Source organism: Paraburkholderia sp. MM6662-R1 (genome assembly GCF_050436245.1).
GTDB classification, from domain to species: Bacteria; Pseudomonadota; Gammaproteobacteria; order Burkholderiales; family Burkholderiaceae; genus Paraburkholderia; species Paraburkholderia tuberum.
Map to the genome: position 1 here is coordinate 2,437,875 of NZ_JBNDLV010000004.1, position 16,374 is coordinate 2,454,248.

At 65.2% G+C, this 16,374-nt stretch carries 13 protein-coding genes and 1 pseudogene; 8 read left to right on the forward strand and 6 right to left on the reverse strand.

Going from position 1 to position 16,374, the window contains the following annotated elements:
* Positions 1 to 18 precede the first annotated feature (18 nt).
* Positions 19 to 969 (reverse strand): annotated as a pseudogene (locus OKW39_RS41100) (diguanylate cyclase domain-containing protein); the annotation flags it as partial.
* Between the two features lie 171 nt (positions 970 to 1,140).
* Positions 1,141 to 1,899 (reverse strand): GntR family transcriptional regulator, encoded by a 759-nt coding sequence (locus OKW39_RS41105; protein WP_429565271.1) that lies wholly within the window; start codon positions 1,897 to 1,899, stop codon positions 1,141 to 1,143.
* A gap of 269 nt (positions 1,900 to 2,168) precedes the next feature.
* On the opposite strand from OKW39_RS41105, the gene OKW39_RS41110 reads away from it, so the two are divergent.
* The 5 genes from OKW39_RS41110 to OKW39_RS41130 all read left to right on the forward strand — a co-directional run bounded on the left by OKW39_RS41110 (position 2,169) and on the right by OKW39_RS41130 (position 7,743).
* Positions 2,169 to 2,510 (forward strand): UxaA family hydrolase, encoded by a 342-nt coding sequence (locus tag OKW39_RS41110; protein ID WP_208524309.1) that lies wholly within the window; start codon positions 2,169 to 2,171, stop codon positions 2,508 to 2,510.
* A 20-nt stretch (positions 2,511 to 2,530) separates the two neighbouring features.
* Positions 2,531 to 2,806 carry an Ldh family oxidoreductase gene (locus OKW39_RS41115; protein WP_429565503.1) on the forward strand — a complete coding sequence of 92 codons (276 nt, stop codon included), beginning with the start codon at positions 2,531 to 2,533 and terminating at the stop codon, positions 2,804 to 2,806.
* 220 nt (positions 2,807 to 3,026) lie between these two features.
* On the forward strand, positions 3,027 to 5,978 hold the full coding sequence (locus OKW39_RS41120) for a molybdopterin-dependent oxidoreductase (protein WP_429565272.1): 2,952 nt from the start codon (positions 3,027 to 3,029) through the stop codon (positions 5,976 to 5,978).
* A gap of 21 nt (positions 5,979 to 5,999) precedes the next feature.
* Complete coding sequence (locus OKW39_RS41125; protein ID WP_184049921.1) at positions 6,000 to 6,770, forward strand: 4Fe-4S dicluster domain-containing protein; 771 nt, start codon at positions 6,000 to 6,002, stop codon at positions 6,768 to 6,770.
* A 19-nt stretch (positions 6,771 to 6,789) separates the two neighbouring features.
* The gene (locus OKW39_RS41130) at positions 6,790 to 7,743 is read left to right on the forward strand and encodes a dimethyl sulfoxide reductase anchor subunit family protein (RefSeq protein ID WP_429565273.1); all 954 of its coding nucleotides are present in this window, start codon (positions 6,790 to 6,792) and stop codon (positions 7,741 to 7,743) included.
* A 57-nt stretch (positions 7,744 to 7,800) separates the two neighbouring features.
* On the opposite strand, the gene OKW39_RS41135 is transcribed toward OKW39_RS41130, so the two are convergent.
* Together OKW39_RS41135 and OKW39_RS41140 are read right to left on the reverse strand one after the other, a co-directional pair.
* Positions 7,801 to 10,386 carry an adenosylcobalamin-dependent ribonucleoside-diphosphate reductase gene (locus OKW39_RS41135; protein WP_429565274.1) on the reverse strand — a complete coding sequence of 862 codons (2,586 nt, stop codon included), beginning with the start codon at positions 10,384 to 10,386 and terminating at the stop codon, positions 7,801 to 7,803.
* A gap of 283 nt (positions 10,387 to 10,669) precedes the next feature.
* The gene (locus tag OKW39_RS41140) at positions 10,670 to 10,957 is read right to left on the reverse strand and encodes a DUF3331 domain-containing protein (protein ID WP_429565275.1); all 288 of its coding nucleotides are present in this window, start codon (positions 10,955 to 10,957) and stop codon (positions 10,670 to 10,672) included.
* A gap of 343 nt (positions 10,958 to 11,300) precedes the next feature.
* Here OKW39_RS41140 and OKW39_RS41145 point away from each other — a divergent pair, with 343 nt between their 5' ends.
* Positions 11,301 to 12,395 carry an AI-2E family transporter gene (locus OKW39_RS41145; protein ID WP_429565276.1) on the forward strand — a complete coding sequence of 365 codons (1,095 nt, stop codon included), beginning with the start codon at positions 11,301 to 11,303 and terminating at the stop codon, positions 12,393 to 12,395.
* Positions 12,396 to 12,452: 57 nt separating this feature from the next.
* Here the strand turns inward: OKW39_RS41145 and OKW39_RS41150 are convergent, their stop codons facing one another.
* Both OKW39_RS41150 and OKW39_RS41155 read right to left on the reverse strand, forming a co-directional pair.
* The gene (locus OKW39_RS41150) at positions 12,453 to 13,331 is read right to left on the reverse strand and encodes an alpha/beta hydrolase (RefSeq protein WP_429565277.1); all 879 of its coding nucleotides are present in this window, start codon (positions 13,329 to 13,331) and stop codon (positions 12,453 to 12,455) included.
* 212 nt (positions 13,332 to 13,543) lie between these two features.
* Positions 13,544 to 14,653, reverse strand: a complete 1,110-nt coding sequence (locus OKW39_RS41155; RefSeq protein ID WP_429365351.1) for an OpgC domain-containing protein — start codon at positions 14,651 to 14,653, stop codon at positions 13,544 to 13,546.
* A gap of 211 nt (positions 14,654 to 14,864) precedes the next feature.
* On the opposite strand from OKW39_RS41155, the gene OKW39_RS41160 reads away from it, so the two are divergent.
* Positions 14,865 to 15,107: a hypothetical protein gene (locus OKW39_RS41160; protein WP_143037192.1), complete on the forward strand. Its 243-nt coding sequence runs from the start codon at positions 14,865 to 14,867 to the stop codon at positions 15,105 to 15,107.
* A gap of 73 nt (positions 15,108 to 15,180) precedes the next feature.
* Positions 15,181 to 16,359 carry a porin gene (locus OKW39_RS41165; protein WP_429565278.1) on the forward strand — a complete coding sequence of 393 codons (1,179 nt, stop codon included), beginning with the start codon at positions 15,181 to 15,183 and terminating at the stop codon, positions 16,357 to 16,359.
* The last annotated feature ends 15 nt before the right edge of the window (positions 16,360 to 16,374 follow it).

A 16,374-nucleotide genomic window follows, 5' to 3' on the forward strand; every position in this document is an offset into this window, starting at 1 on the left:
GCCTGACGCCGGCGAGCGTTACTTCGCCGCCGCGTCCGCCCCCGGCTGCGCCCCGTAGTGCGCGCGCTTTTCCTCGTACATCAGCAGGTCGGCGCGCTGCACGCCCGCTTCCAGCCGATCGCCGCGCTGGCAGGTTGCCGCGCCCATCGAGAAGCTCAGCGGCGAGCCCGGATAGAACTGGTTGTTCATCTCGACGAGCTGGCGGATCGCGTCGATCATCGCCGCGCCGCCGCGCTCGTCGGTATCGGGCATCAGGATCGCGAACTCGTCGCCGCCGATGCGGGCCGCGTGGAACGGTGATTCCATCGCCTTCGCGAGCACTTCGCCGGCACCCCGCAGCAGCGCGTCGCCGGCCGCGTGACCGAGCTGATCGTTCACGCGCTTCAGGCCGTTCAGGTCGGCCATGATGATCGTCACGGGCCACGGTCCCTTGCGTTCGAGCCGGTTCAGCTCGTCGACGTAGAACGAGCGGTTGCGCAGCTTGGTCAGCACGTCGTGCTTGCCGAGGAATTCGAGGTAGGCCTCGGCCTTCTTGCGCGCGGTGATGTCGGTCAGCGCGACGAGTACGAGGTCCCAGTCCTGTTCGTGGCCTGGCAGCACCGAGAATTGCAGGTGTACGTGCACCTCGTTGCCGTCGAGTGAATAGTTGAGCACCTCGCGCTGCTGGAACAGCTTGTTGTCCCACAGCTCGATCAACTGCTCGCGGAAATGCGGACGCATGTCGTCGCGGAACACCGAGGCGAGATTGCTCGTCAGCGTGTCGAAATCGGCGGCCTCGAATTGCGTGAGCGTCTGGCGATTGACCTTGATCACGCGGATGCGATGAGCGCATTCGGCGACGCGGCGCGGGTCTTCGGCGAAATGGGCGCGCAGATCGGTCACGCCGGCGGCTCGCCACCCGTCGAACAATGCGCGCACGCCGCTGAAATCTTCGAGCCACAGCGACACGGGCGCGAGTTCGAACATCCCGGAGTCGTCGTTGATGGGCGCGGAGCCGCTCGTGAGAGTATCCAGCATGAGGTTCTCGGGGGCGGAAGTGCGGCTATTTTAGACAGGTTGGCGCCGGCCGAAAATGAAAGACGATTGGCCTGTCGTTTTTGCGCAGATGTGATATGAAGCGCAGGCGGCGACCGAGGTCCGCTATTTCTGATCGTCGCGCGCCGCGCGCGTGCCGATGTACTCGTACTCCTCGGTATTGAGCCGCGACATGCGCAGTTCGACCGCGCTGCGGCGATACGAGTACGCAATGCGCCGGATCTCGAGCAGCGGCGCGCCGACTTCGACGCCTAGTTGTGTGCTTTCGAGCTCATTGGCGAGCGCAACGCTCACATGCTCATCGGTCTCGACCACGTTGATGCCGAAACCGTCCTGATAGAAGTTGTACAGCGTGTTCGGCCGGTTGCGCAGCTTGCTTTCCGTCAAGCCGGGAAACAGCGCTTCGGGCACGGTGATATGTTCTATCAGCACGGTCTTGCCGTGCAGCGCGAGCCCGTTGACGAACTGCAGAACGCGCGCGCCGGTGTCGATGCCGAGCGCGGCGGCCGCCTCGCGCGAGGCACGCGCCTTCCTGAACCCGATCAGCGTGACGACCGGGTAGGCCTTGTCGCCGTCGCGCCGCACGATGCGAAAGAAGCGGAAGAAGTGCCGGTCGCGCTGATGCATCGCCACGAACGTGCCGAGCCCCTGATGACGGATCAGAATGTTCTCGGCGCACAGTTCGTCGATGGCTTTGCGCAGCGTGCCGATCGACACGCCGAAGCGTTCGGCGAGGCGCTTTTCCGAAGGAATGCATTCGCCGCCTTTCCATTCGCCGGCCGCGAGCGCCGCGAGAATCGCGCTCTTGACCTCCTTGTACCGTGTGCCTCCCACTGCGGGCGGATTGATCGCGAGCGTGCTCATGAAAACCTCTGGGATACGCGAGTCGTGCCGCTCGCCGGGGTTGAACCTGCCCTGATTCTAAACGACCAGGTCATCTAATCCATCTGGATGAATCGTATGTTGTCGGTGAATCGCGACAACAGCCCGGTTCTCGCCCAGTCGTCTAACACATATATATGATCTAGTTGACATTGGGTAAGTCGCCGCCTAATATCGATTCACCGCGGCGCACCTGGCTGCGCTGCCCCGGCGGCACCCTCACCGCATTCAAACTACGAATGGAGAAGCTCATGGGCAATCCCACGGCAGACATCAACGACACCGCAGCGGGTGCGTCGGCGCCGCGCAGAACGATCCACATCGTGCTGCACGAGGCGAAAGACACGGTCGGTGTGGCGGTGGTCGAGGGCATCAAGGCGGGGACGCTGCTCAACGCATGGATCATGGACGACGACGAAATCGTCACCGTGCCGGCGAAGCAGGACATTCCGATCGGTCACAAGATCGCGCTGAAGGACATGGCCGTTGGCGACACGGTGTTCAAGTACGGCGTCGACATCGGCAAGGTGGTCGCGCCGATCAAGGCCGGCGAGCACGCCCACGTGCACAACATCAAGACGAAGCGCTGGTAGGCCGAGCAGCGCCGCGCGCGCTGAGCGGCGCGAACTTCGGCTGCGAAGCGGGCTGGTTCCTGACCGAGGAGGGCGAGCGCTCGCGCATCGGCCACCTGTTCTGGGTGATCGACCCGGGCGCGCTGGCCGGCGACGACGCGTATCTGTCGCGTGTCGAGGCGCTGATCGAGATGATGCTGATGGATGACGACGTGCGCCTGCCCGGTTATCGCCGGGAGCAGCTTGCGCAGGCGGCATACGAGGAGGGCGTCGAAATTCCGGATGCGCTGATCGCGCAACTGGAGGGCCGCGCTTAAACGAGCGTCCCACCGCACCCAACCGATCTCACCCGACTGGACACGCCGTCGAAAAAAGCGCATAGCTGAAAGCGAAACCGAAACTATCGGTGCGCCAGATAGTTTTGCTCGCAAATCGCGATTTCCCTTGTGAGGCAGGTGCGAATACGATGGTCGGTATTGGATGAGCAGCGCGTATGACGCGCGCTTCGGCCCACCAGAAGCAACGACGGAGATGGCCATGGAGCACCACGCCCGCACGCAGAACGAACGGCTCGATGTCAAGACCACCACCTGCTACATGTGCGCGTGCCGCTGCGGCATCCGGGTGCATCTGCGCGACGGCGAGGTGCGCTATATCGACGGCAATCCGGAGCATCCGCTCAATCAGGGCGTCATCTGCGCGAAGGGTGCCTCCGGCATCATGAAGCAGTACTCGCCCGCGCGCCTTACGCAGCCTTTGATGCGCAAGGCCGGCGCGCAGCGCGGCAGCGCGCAGTTCGAGCCGGTCTCGTGGGACACCGCGTTCGACGTGCTCGAAAAGCGTCTCGCCGCGATTCGCTCGAGCGATCCGAAGAAGTTCGCGCTGTTCACGGGCCGCGACCAGATGCAGGCGCTGACCGGCCTGTTCGCCAAGCAGTTCGGTACGCCTAACTATGCGGCGCACGGCGGCTTTTGCTCGTCGAACATGGCGGCCGGCATGATCTATACGATCGGCGGTTCGTTCTGGGAATTCGGCGGACCGGATCTCGACAGCGCGAAGCTGTTCTTCATGATCGGCACCGCGGAAGATCATCATTCGAATCCGCTGAAGATCGCGATTGCGAAGTTCAAGCGCGCGGGTGGCCGCTTCATCGCGATCAATCCGATCCGCACCGGCTATGCGGCGATCGCGGACGAATGGGTGCCGATCAAGCCTGGCACCGACGGCGCGCTGTTCATGGCGTTCCTGCACGAACTGATCGCCGCCGACGCGTGGGATCACGAGTTCGTGCAGCGCTACACGAACGCGGCGGAGCTGATCGATCTCGACGAAGCGAGCGAAAACTTCGGTTTGTTCGTGCGCGATCCCGAACGGGCCGAAGGCAATCCGCTGTTTCCGCAGAATCATCTGTGGTGGGACCCGGCCACCCAGCGCGCGGTGCCGCATCATGCGAGCGGCGTGAGGCCCGCGCTCGACGGCCGTTACACGCTCGACAACGGCAAGCCGGTAACGCCGTCGTTTGCATTGCTGCGCGAGCGCGTCGCCGAGTGCACGCCCGAATGGGCGGCGGCGATCACCGGCATCGCGGCCGAGACGATCCGCCGGCTCGCGGGCGAGATGATCGAGACGGGCCGCCGGCACCGCATCACGCTGCCGATCCGCTGGACCGACGCGTGGGGCGAAACGCACGAGACGGTCACGGGCAACCCGGTCGCTTTTCATGCGATGCGCGGGCTCGCCGCGCATTCGAACGGCTTTCAGTCGATCCGCGCGCTCGCCGTGCTGATGTCGCTCCTGGGCACGATCGACCGGCCCGGCGGCTTTCGTCACAAGTCGCCGTTCCCGCGCGCGGTGCCGCCATCGGCGAAACCACCGAACGACCCCGCCGCGGTGAAGCCCAATACACCGCTTGCGACGGGCCCGCTAGGCTGGCCCGCCGCGCCCGAGGATCTGTTCATCGACGAGCACGGCGCCCCGGTGCGCATCGACCGGGCGTTCTCGTGGGAATATCCGCTCGCGGTGCACGGCGTCATGCACAGCGTGATCACCAACGCGTGGCGCGGCGATCCGTATCCCATCGACACGCTGATGATTTTCATGGCCAACATGGCGTGGAATTCGTCGATGAACACGATGAAGGTGCGCGAGATGCTCGCCGACAAACACGCCAACGGCGACTACAAGATTCCGTTTCTCGTCGTGTGCGACGCGTTCCAGTCGGAGATGACCGCGTTCGCCGATCTGATCCTGCCGGACACGACTTACCTCGAACGTTACGACGCGATGTCGATGCTCGACCGGCCGATCTCCGAGTTCGACGGCCCCGTCGATTCGGTGCGTGTACCGGTCGTGCCGCCGACCGGCGAATGCAAGCCGTTCCAGGAAGTGCTGATCGAACTGGCGTCGCGCCTGAGGTTTCCGGCGTTCACCAATGCGGATGGCAGCCGGCGCTTTCGCGACTATCCGGACTTCATCGTCAATCACACCACGTCGCCCGGTTCCGGGGTCGGCTTTCTGATCGGCTGGCGCGGCAAGGATGGCGACAAGACGCTCGTCGGCGAGCCGAATCCGAATCAATGGGAGCAGTACGCGAAGAACAACTGCGTATTCCATTACCGCTTGCCCGAGACCTTGCAGTACATGCGCAACTGCAACGGACCGTATCTCGACTGGGCGGTCAAAAACGGTTTCCGCAAATTCAGCGAACCGATTCTGATCCAGCTTTACTCGGACGTGATGCAGAAGTTCAGGCTCGCCGCGCAAGGACGCACGAGCGGCCGGCAGCCGCCCGACCATCTGCGCGCGCGCGTCGACAGGTACTTCGATCCGCTGCCGTTCTGGTACGCACCGCTCGAAAGCGCGGCGACGGATCTCGCGCGATTCCCGCTCGCCGCGGTCACCCAGCGGCCGATGGCGATGTATCACTCGTGGGATTCGCAGAACGCGTGGCTGCGGCAGATTCATGGGGAAAACTACCTTTATGTGAATCCGAAAACGGCGAGCGCGAACGGCATCGCCGACGGCAGCTGGATCTACGTCGAATCGCAATGGGGCCGCGTGCGCTGTATGGCGCGCTACAGCGAGACCGTCGAACCGGGCACCGTATGGACGTGGAACGCGATCGGCAAAGCGGCGGGCGCATGGAATCTCGGTCCCGACGCGAACGAGTCGCAGCGCGGCTTCCTGCTCAATCACCTGATCACCGACGAGCTGCCGGGCTGCGACGAGGCACCCGCGCGCATGTCGAACTCCGATCCGGTGACGGGCCAGGCCGCCTGGTACGACGTGCGCGTGCGCATCTATCCGGCCGAAGCCGACGCGCGGCACACGCTGCCGCAGTTCGAGGCGATGCCCGAATTGCCCGGCGCGGTTGCACAGAAGAGTGTGGTGTCGCGCATCGTCCAGACCTATTTCGCGGGACGCGGAGAATTCGCGGCTCGCCTGCGCGGGACGTTGCGCCGCGCCGAACATAACGGCGACGACCGCTAAAGCCACGGCAAGGAGCTTGCAATGACCCAGATGGCGCTGGTGATCGATCTGAACGTATGCGTGGGATGCCAGGCGTGCGTGACGAGCTGCAAGGAGTGGAACACGTCAGGCGAATCGGGCAGCCTCGCCGATTTCAATCCGTACGACGCGGACCCGTCCGGCACGTTCTTCAACCGTGTGCAGAGTTTCGAAGCGGGCAGCTTCCCCGACACGGAGATGATCCATTTCCCGAAGTCGTGCCTGCATTGCGAGGACCCGCCGTGCGTGCCGGTGTGTCCCACGGGCGCGAGCTACAAGCGCAAGGAAGACGGTCTAGTGCTGGTCGATTTCGATCGCTGCATCGGCTGCAAGTATTGCGCCTGGGCGTGCCCGTACGGCGCGCGCGAACTCGACGAAGCGCGCAAGGAGATGACCAAGTGCACGCTGTGCGTCGATCGCATTCATGACGAGCATCTGTCCGAGCGCGATCGCAAGCCGGCCTGCGTGCTCGCATGTCCGACATCCGCGCGGCTGTTCGGCGATATCCACGATCCGGAGTCGGTGGTGTCGCAAGCGATCCGCGAGCGCGGCGGCTATCAGTTGATGCCGGAGTGGGGCACGCGTCCCGCGAATCACTATTTGCCGCGCGTGCCGATCGCGTCCGCGAGTTGCGGCGGCGACGGATGCTCGTGCAAATCGTCAGGAACGACCACCGGCGATGCCACGCACACGTCGGGCTCGCCCGACTCGCAGCTCGAGGGGCAGCTCGCGCATGGCGAAGTGCATCTCGCGTCGATCGCGAAGCGCATTTGAACGACAACGAGGCCATACGATGAATCCGGCTTTTTCCGTAGTCTTCCTGACCACGCTGAGCGGCGCGGCGCAGGGGCTGTTGATCGCGCTCGTCGGCGTCGAGAGTGCGGCGTGCCTGGGCGTCGTTGCGCAACCCGCCGCCACCGCGTTCTACGTGAGCGGCGCGGCGCTCGCGGTGCTGCTGGGCGGTCTTGGTCTGATCGCGTCGTTCTTCCATCTTGGCCATCCGGAACGCGCGTGGCGCGCGATCGCGATGTGGCGCACCTCGTGGCTGTCGCGCGAATGCCTGTGCCTGCCGGCGTTTCTGGCGTGCGCGTTCCTGTACGGCGTCGCGCACTGGCTCGGCTCGCCGTGGTCGCTCGCGCTCGGCTGGCTCGGCGTGCTCGCGAGCGCCGCGCTGTTCGTCTGCACCGCGATGATCTATGCGTGCCTGCGCTTTCTGCAGGAGTGGGCGACGCCGCTGACGCTGGTGAACTTCGTGCTGCTCGGCTGCGCATCGGGCTTGACGCTCGCGACCGCACTGAGCGCATGGTTCGCGCCCGCGCTGACGGCGGGACTGGCGGTCTGCGCGTGCCTGCTGACGCTCGCCGGTTGCGCGAGCCGCTACGCGTCGCTCATGCGCAATGCGCGCTTGCGGCCGAAATCGACGGTGCAGAGCGCGACGGGCATCCGCAATCCGAAGCTCGTGCAGGTGTCACGAGGCTTCACCGCCGGTGCGTTCAATTTGCGCGAGTTCTTTCACGGCAAATCGGCGCGGACGTTGCGTGCCGTCAAATGGGGCTTTCTCGTGAGTGCGTTCGTCGTGCCGGTCGTGTTGATCGTGCTGGGCGCGGGGCTGCGTTCGCCCGGCGGGTCGTTCGGCTTGCTGGCCGCGGCTTGTCTCGTGCAGTATGCGGGGCTCGTGGCGGAGCGCTGGTTTTTCTTCGCGGAGGCGAAGCATCCGCAGAATCTTTACTACGCGAGGGTGGGGTGAGGCATAGCCTTCAACGAGCGCGTTTGGCCTCCGGGCCAGCGCGCTCCTCGCCTCACACTACCCGCACGCCCCCACCTCCCCACACGCGGTACAAAAATCGCAGCCGTCCTTGCGAATCACCGCATTCGCGCCACACGAAGCGCATTTGCGTCCGAGCATCGTGTGCAGTCCTTGCGTGCCGTTCGGCTGCAGCAAGGTGTCGGCGCTATCCGCTGGATTCGGACGGATGCCGAAATCGGCGGACAGCGCCATGTCGGTTTTCATGTGCCCGCGCGGCAAACGCGCGAGCATCCGCGACGCGACCTGATTGCCCTCGGCGTCGAGAAAGCCGCGTCGATACAGGATTTGCTGGATCGCGAACGCGAGCGCCGCCACTTCGGAATCGTGCCAGCGCGGCGCGCGATGACCGTCGAGACGCTGCACGTCGCCAAGCCGCACCTGTCCGCGATCCCATGACACCTTGCGCATGTCCTGCAGATTGCGCGCGACGAAGCCGCCGCGCGCGGCCAGCGACAGCGAACGCATCGTCGCGGTGATCCACTGCTGCGACTCGTCGCGCTGACCGGTCGGAATGAAGAACTCGATCGGCCGCTCGATCGTCACGTCCTCGCCGCCGAGCCGCCCCGTCACCTCGATGAAGGACGCCGCGACGTACAGCGACTTCTTGCCCGCCTGGGTCAGATACTCGACCTTCTCGATGATCGCCGGCAACTCGCCTCTGGGCCGATGATCGATCGCGATACGCAGCGGGTCCTGGTCCATCTCGGCGAGCGTGTCGTCGGCCTGCGCGGGCGTCACGCTCAGCACCGCGCCGAGCGTGTCGTTGGGGCGATAGGTGGCAAGGCCCTTCAGCCCGCTTTTCCATGCATCGAAGTAGAGGCTTTCGAACGCGTCGAACGGATAGTCGGCTGGCACGTTGACGGTCTTCGAGATCGACGTGTCGACGTATGGCTGGACGGCCGCCATCATGTCGAGATGGTCGCGCGCCGACATCTGCAGCGCGCTGACGAAATAGTCGGGTAGCCGGCTCACGTCGCCGCCGAGCTCGCGATAGAGCCGGTACGCGTAGTCCTCGACGTCGAACGATTCGCGGCCGCCGTCGGCCATCACTTTCACGCGCGTATAAGTCCACGAGAACGCCGGCTCGATGCCGTTCGACGCGTTGTCGGCGAACGCGAGGCTCACGGTGCCGGTCGGCGCGATCGACAGCAGGTGGCTGTTGCGAATGCCGTCGCGGCGGATCGCCTGCTGAATGTCATCGGGCAGGCGCGAGGCAAACGTGCCGGCTTCCAGATAGCGCGCGGCGTCGAACAGCTCGAACGCGCCGCGCTCCTTCGCGAGTTCGACCGACGCGCGATACGCCTCGTCACGCATCAGCCGCGCGATGCGCACCGCGAAATCGCGGCCTTCCTGCGAGTCGTAGCGCAGGCCCATCATCACGAGCGTATCGCCGAGGCCGGTGAAACCGACGCCGATGCGCCGCTTCGCGCGCGATTCGTCGTATTGCTGCGGCAGCGGCCACAGCGTGACGTCGAGCACGTCGTCGAGAAAACGCACCTGCGTGCGGGTGCGCCGCGCGAGGCCGTCCCAGTCGAACGAGGGCTGGCGGCCCTGCAACTGCGCAAACGGATCGACGACGAAGCGCGTCAGATTGAGCGGCCCCAGATTGCAGCAGCCGTACGCGGGCAGCGGCTGCTCGCCGCACGGATTGGTGGCGCGGATCGTTTCGACGGCGCGCAGATTGTTGTCCTCGTTCATCCGCGAGATGAACACGATGCCGGGCTCGGCGACGTCGTACGTCGAGCGCATGATGCGGTCCCAGATCGCGCGCGCAGGGTGTTCGCTGTAGACCCACAGGCCGTCTTCGCGCTGCCGCACGTCGCCGGCCGCGCGCAGCGCCGGCGACGGCTCGGCGCGATGGACCAGTTGCCACGGCTCGTCGTTTTCGACCGCGCGCATGAACTCGTCGGTGACGCTGACCGACACGTTGAAGTTGTTCCAGCGTCCCTTCGAATGCTTGGCCTCGATGAATTCGAGCAGGTCGGGGTGGTTGCAGTCGAGCACCGCCATCTGCGCGCCGCGCCGCGAGCCCGCGCTTTCGACGGTACGGCACGACGCGTCGAACACGTCCATGTAGCTGCACGGACCCGAGGCGGCCGAACTCGTGGTGTGAACGCGCGCGCCCTTCGGCCGGATCGCGGAGAAGTTGTAGCCGACGCCGCCGCCGCGCCGCATCGTTTCGGCCGCCTGCAGCAGCGCCACGTAGATGCCGGGCAAGCCCTGTTCATCGACGCCCTGGATCGAATCGCCAACCGGCTGCACGAAGCAGTTGATCAGCGTCGCGGCGATGCCGCTGCCCGCCGCGCTCATGATGCGGCCCGCGCCGAGCGCGCCGTGGCGCATGTTGTCGACGAACTGTTCCTCGACCGACGCGCGCAATTCGGGCGGCTCGGCCTCGGCGACGCCGCGCGCGACGCGGCGATATACATCGTCGGCCGATTGCTCGTCGCCTTTCGCATACTTTTCGAGCAGCACGTCGAGAGAGAACTGCTGCGGCGGGATTAGCAAAGCGGGAGGAGCGGAGGAGGCGGGAGGCGTGGAAGCGGCGTTGGCCGCGCGGGTTTGCGGCGTGTCTTCTGCCATGATCGGCCCTCAAACGGCGTCGCGGCGGGCGCGGCGCGGTGGTGGAAGGCGCGCGGCCGGCACCGGATAGCGAGCCGGCGGTCGGGCGGGCGCAACGAGTCCACCTTAACGCACGAGGCGCGGGGCGGCAACCGGCAGCGGGGCCGGCGCGGCGCCGCATCTTGCGATGCCGCGGCCGCCGGGCACGCGCTCGCTAAGGGCACGTGGGCAGTAGGGAGATCGCCGCCGGAACAACGGGTTGAAACCCGCGCTTAGTGCGCGGGACTCGGGAACGTTCCGTGCGTCAGGCCGCTTCAAGCAGCGGTTCGAGGATTTCCGCGCAGATCATCGCGGACGCATTCGACGGCGCCGGGCGCTCGGCCGGCTTGAACACCGGGTCACCGCGACGGATCTTGCGGCGCGACACCGCGCAGGTGCCGGAAGAATGCGCCGAGCGACGGCGCCAGCGCTGCTCACCGTAGTGGCAGCGGCCCGGCTCGACCCAGCGGATCACCAGCGTCGTGACGGAGCTCTCGAGAATTTCGATGCGCACGCCATTGCTACCGTCGAGGGGGATGGACTCCAGGGTCATCATCGGCTCCGTGTTGTGGAGTGCCGAATGTAGTCCCGCGCGCGCCGGATAGCTATTGTGTCACCGTTGAAACACCGTTCCGGAATTAGCAATAATCAGACTTGACATTCGCGATTTGCCGAAACCACAGGCGTTGCAAGCATTTTTTATGTGATTTTTTAATAAGGCATATTTTTGCAACGCTGTGTTGCCTGTGGCGCGACGAGGAGGGCGGCCGGGAAAGAGGCGGCAACGCTTCCTTTAAGATGTCGAATGTCGGGCGGCGAACTGAGCCGTCAGTGTAGCGGGTTTGAATTTTTCAGGTCGGCTCGCGCGCGCACCGTTCAAAAACACAAGAGTTCACATGATTCCACGCCCTCCCGCCGTCCCCCCCAACTCTCCCGAAGCGTCGTCCGTCGCCGCCGAGCGCCTGAAAAAGCAGAAGGCCGCATCGATCGCGCTCTATATCGGTCTCGCGCTGCTCGCATTGTGGGTGGTGCGCGATTTCATCGTGGTGGTGGCGTGGGCCGGGGTCGTCGCGATCGCGCTGTGGCCGCTGCTGCACAAGGTGGCGGGCAGCCACTGGTTCAAGGGGCGCGCGACCTTGCTCGCGACGGTCTTCACGCTGGTGATCGCCGTGCTCGTGCTGCTGCCGGTCGGGCTCGGCATCGCCCAGGCGCTGCGCGAGGCGCACGATCTGAACGACTGGTTCCGCAGCGTGCAGGAGAACGGCATCGCGCTGCCGGACTTCATCAACCGTCTGCCGTTCGGCGTGCAGCAGATCACTTCCTGGTGGCAGGCCAATCTTGCTCAGCCGCTGCGCGACTCGGCCGCGATGAAAGGCTTGCACAGCAATACGGTGATGACGCTCGGCCGGCATTTCGGCGCGCGCGCCGCGCATGCGGCAATGGTGTTCGCGTTCATGCTGGTCACGCTGTTCGTGATTTTTCAGGCGGGGCCGCGGCTGTCCGGCTCGCTGCTGAAGGCCGCGCGACGCGGTTTCGGCGATAGCGGCGCGGACCTCGTCGCGCATATGGGTACCGCGGTGCGCGGCACCGTGTCGGGGTTGATCGTGGTCGGCGTCGGCGAAGGCCTGTTGCTTGGCGTCGCCTACTTCGCGACCGGGCTGCCGCATGCGGCGCTGCTCGGCTTCGTCACGGCGATCGCCGCGATGCTGCCGTTCTGCGCGCCGATCGTGTTCGGTCTTGCGGCGCTGTGGCTGCTCGTGCAGGGCTCGATGGTCGCGGCGGCCGGGCTGCTGGTGTTCGGCGCGGTCGTCGTGTTCGTCGCCGAGCACTTCGTGCGGCCTGTGCTGATCGGCAACTCGACGCGCCTGCCGTTTCTGCTCGTGCTGTTCGGCATTCTCGGCGGCGCGGAGACGTTCGGGCTGCTGGGGATTTTCATCGGCCCCGCGTTGATGACGGTGCTGATGGTGCTGTGGACCGATCTCGTGGAGTAGCGCGGGCGTCGAGGGAAGCGGGGCTGGGCGGCCGTGCGCCTCGCGTGCCGCGCCGGCTCAAGGGCGCTGATTCGACGGATGCTCCTGCGCCGGCGGCTTCACGCAGCCGAGCGTGTATTTGAGCGCGGCGGGCAACAGCGCGCTCCACACGTCCCACGTGTGGCCGCCGTCGATGATGCGCAGCGCCGCCGGATTGCCCGCGAGCCGCAGGTGCGTGTACAGCAGCGAGGCGTTGGCCTGGATGTCGAGGTCGTCGTCGCCGGATGCGATGAACATCGGCAGGCGGTACGCCTGGCTCATGTAGCGGTCCCACTGCGCCGGATAGTTGAGCTCGTGCCACACTTGCGGATCGAACTGGCGCTCGCCGAATACGCCGACCCGCCGCGCCGCCGACGCGCGCGGCGGCTCGTTCGCGTAGATCGCCGGACTGAGCAGCAGCGCGCCGCAAAACATCTCGGGCTGCGTCAGCGCGTAGCGCAGCGCGCCGAAGCCGCCCATCGACACGCCGCCGATCATCCGGCCGCCGCGCTGCGTCGCGACCGCGTAGTGCGTTTCGATCTCGGGCAGCAGATCGTCGAAGAACGCGCTCTCCATCTTTTCCTTGCGGTCGACGTACCAGTCCGTGCCGCCTTGCGGCATCACGATGACGACCGGGGCAATCTCCTTGCGCTTGATCAGCGTGTCCGCGGCGTTCTGCAAATGACCTTGCGTGAGCCAGTCGTTGGCGTCGCCGTTATTGCCGTGCAGCAGGTAGAGAACCGGCAGGCGCGGACCGTCCGCGCGATAGCCGCCCGGCAGGTAGATCGTGTAGTTCCAGTCGCGGCCGAGCGCATCGGAATGGAAGCTGCGGCTCGCGACCGTGCTCGCGAACGCGAACGCGGGCGCGCCGACGGCGCAGGCAAGCAGTGCGAGGGCGAAACTGAGGAATCGACGCATGTCAGTAGGGAAGGCCGGCGGGCGCGGGACTCGCGCGCGGCCGTCATGCTATCAGCATTGGCGCCAGATTTGAGATGGAAAGCGGCGCAGAGAAGGACGGCGCTTTATGCGCGCAAAGTTCTTCGGGCGCCAAGGGGACGTCAAGTGCCCCGAAGATCGCGACGCGTCAGGGACGCGCTCGAAGGGCGCTCGAAACGTTGCCGAAAAGTTCTTCAGCCCGACGTCCGCAGCCGCCCGTCCACGAGCCGCCCGACGACCCGCTTCAGCGGTTCCACGGCCAACGCGACGGCAAACAGCGCGCCGACCGCGGCCGCATCGGCGAGCAGTCCGAGCGGATAGTTCAGGTAACCATCGGTCGCCGCGTAGAGCAGCGAGTCGATCACCAGCGAAATCACCGCGCCGGCAATGAAGCACAGCAAACCCTGACGCCCGATCACGCCGACCCACGGCAGCCGCCGCGCGACCTTCTTCGCCCAGCCGAGCTCGACCAGATTGGCGACGAGCCACGCGATCGCGAGGAAGTTCCCAGCGCGCAGGTAGGACAGGTTCTGCTTGAGGCTCGCGGCAAGTGGCGCATCCAGCAGAACGAGCTTGTAGTACGCGGCGCCCACGACCACCGCGAACGCCAGCACGCTGACGAGCCACCCGGATCGATGCGCGCTGGTGCGCTGATACACCGGCTGGCAGCGCGCGAGCACGCCGAGCACGAACATCAGTTGCCACGCGAACGGGTTGAAGTCCCAGTGCATGTCGGGCGCGGCGGGAAGGTACTGGCTGACCGCCGGTGCGCCGGCCCACAGCGCGACGCTGCCGGCGACCAGCAGCCAAGGCTTGCTGCGCGCGAGCGGCAGGATCGCGGGCACCAGCAGCGCGAACAACGCGTACATCGGCAGCACGGACGCGAGGTACGGCTGGCGGCGTAGCAGCACGATGTCGCGCAGCGCGGCAAGCGGCGTGTCGATCAGGTCGTCGAGATCGGTCGTGGCGAGATTCGGCCCGTCGATGCTGAATGCGGTTAGCACCGCGCTGACCAGCAGCATCAGCCCGGCGGTGACGAGAAACGCGCGATAGATCTCGAACGAGCGGCGCAGGAAGCGGCCGCGTGCGATCGTCTCATTGCGCCGCTCGGCGAGCGTCGCATAGGCGGTGGCGGTCGCGAAGCCGCCGAGGAACACGAATACTTCTGCGGCATCGCACAGCGCGTACGCGTGCAGCGTCACGCGCGACAGAATGCTGCCGCCGATGTGATCGACGACGATGATCAGCAGAACCAGTCCGCGGAAAAAGTCGAGCTCGATCAGGCGGGAAGATGACTTGGCCATTGTTTGCGTCAAAAGCAGCCCCGTGCGACGGCGCGCTGATCCAGCGCGGCGGGCGTCTCACAAGGCTTTTTAATATGGGATTGGGTGCTGCGGCGGTGAGGTGATCCGTGCTGGCGTCGCCTGTGGCCCATCTCGCCACGCTCGACCGGTATCGCAAGGCGGCCGTGTCAGCGGGCTGTGAAGATGACCTTCGCGGTGACGCCGAGTTCCGTTGCATCGCAGCAAGGCGCAGGATTATATTTCTTTTCATGACAATGACGCAGCGAGACGGGCAGCAGCGGCTGCTGTTTACCTGAAGCGACGTTACGAAAAAAGAGGCAGCAACACGCAGTGGAGAATTAGCAACATTCTCGATGCTTGGCGCATCCACTCATGGACGCCCGGACGATGTCATGTGAGGATTTCCGGAAAAGCGCAGCCATTGGAGCAGTCTTCAGAACTGCTGGAAAAGTGACGAGAATAAAGAGCAAAGAGAACAAAGCGGCCGGATCGAGTTGTCCTATCACTCGCGGTGCAGGGAGATCATCATGAACAAGCAAGTGTTCGCGCTGGCTGTCTCCATTGCTGCGTCTGCCGTTCTTGCCGCGCCTGCCGCCGCGCAGACTAGCGTCACGCTGTACGGCGTGATCGACGAAGGCATCAACTACACGAACAATGTCGGCCACGGCCATGTTTATGAACTCGCCAGCGGTCTTGCGCAGGGAAGCCGCTGGGGCCTGAAGGGTTCCGAAGATCTCGGCGGCGGCCTGAAGGCGATCTTCCAGCTCGAGAATGGTTTCGATCTGAATTCCGGGCGGCTCGGGCAGGGCGGCCGCCTGTTCGGCAGGCAGGCTTTCGTCGGACTCAGTTCAGAGGCGTACGGCACGCTGACGTTCGGCCGGCAATATGACTCGGTCGTCGATTATCTCGCGCAGACCACGGCCAACGGCAACTGGGGCGGCGAGCTGTTCTCGCATCCGTACGACAACGACAACACCGACAACACGTTCCGCCTCGACAACACCGTCAAGTACACGACCCCGTCGATCTCGGGCTTCCAGTTCGGCGGCACCTACAGCTTCAGCAACGACACGAACTTCGCCAACAATCGCGCCTACAGCTTCGGCGGCCAGTACACGTACGGTGGGCTGCTGGTCGCGGCCGCCTATCTGCAGGCCGACAATCCGGGCAACGGCTCGAACGGGGCGATCACCGCGAACGACGCCGGCTTCGTCGCGACGCGCCTGCGCGTGTTCGGCGGCGGCATCACCTATACGTTCGGACCGGCGACGGCGGGCTTCGTCTATAGCAATTCGAACTACCTGGAGCCGACCGCAAACGGCTATCTCGGCATCGAGCCGCTGGTGCCGCTCGTGCCCGTCACACCGCCGGGCGTGCTGCTGAATTCGCTCAAGTATCAGAACTTCGAGTTCAACGGCAAATATCAGATTTCGCCGGTGCTGTTCGTCGGCGCGCAGTACGTGTACACGATGGAAACCTACGACGCATCGAACGGCGGCGTGAAGCCGCGCATCCATACGTTCGGCCTGATGGCCGACTACAACCTGTCCAAGCGCACCGACCTCTATCTGCAGGGCGCCTATCAACAGGTCACCGGCGATTCCACCCTATCGATCCTCGATTTCGCATTCATCCCCGGCACGCAGTCGCCGTCGTCGACGTCGAAGCAGGTCGTCGTGCGCGCGGCGATCCGGCATAAGTTCTAGTTCGGTGCCCTTCAA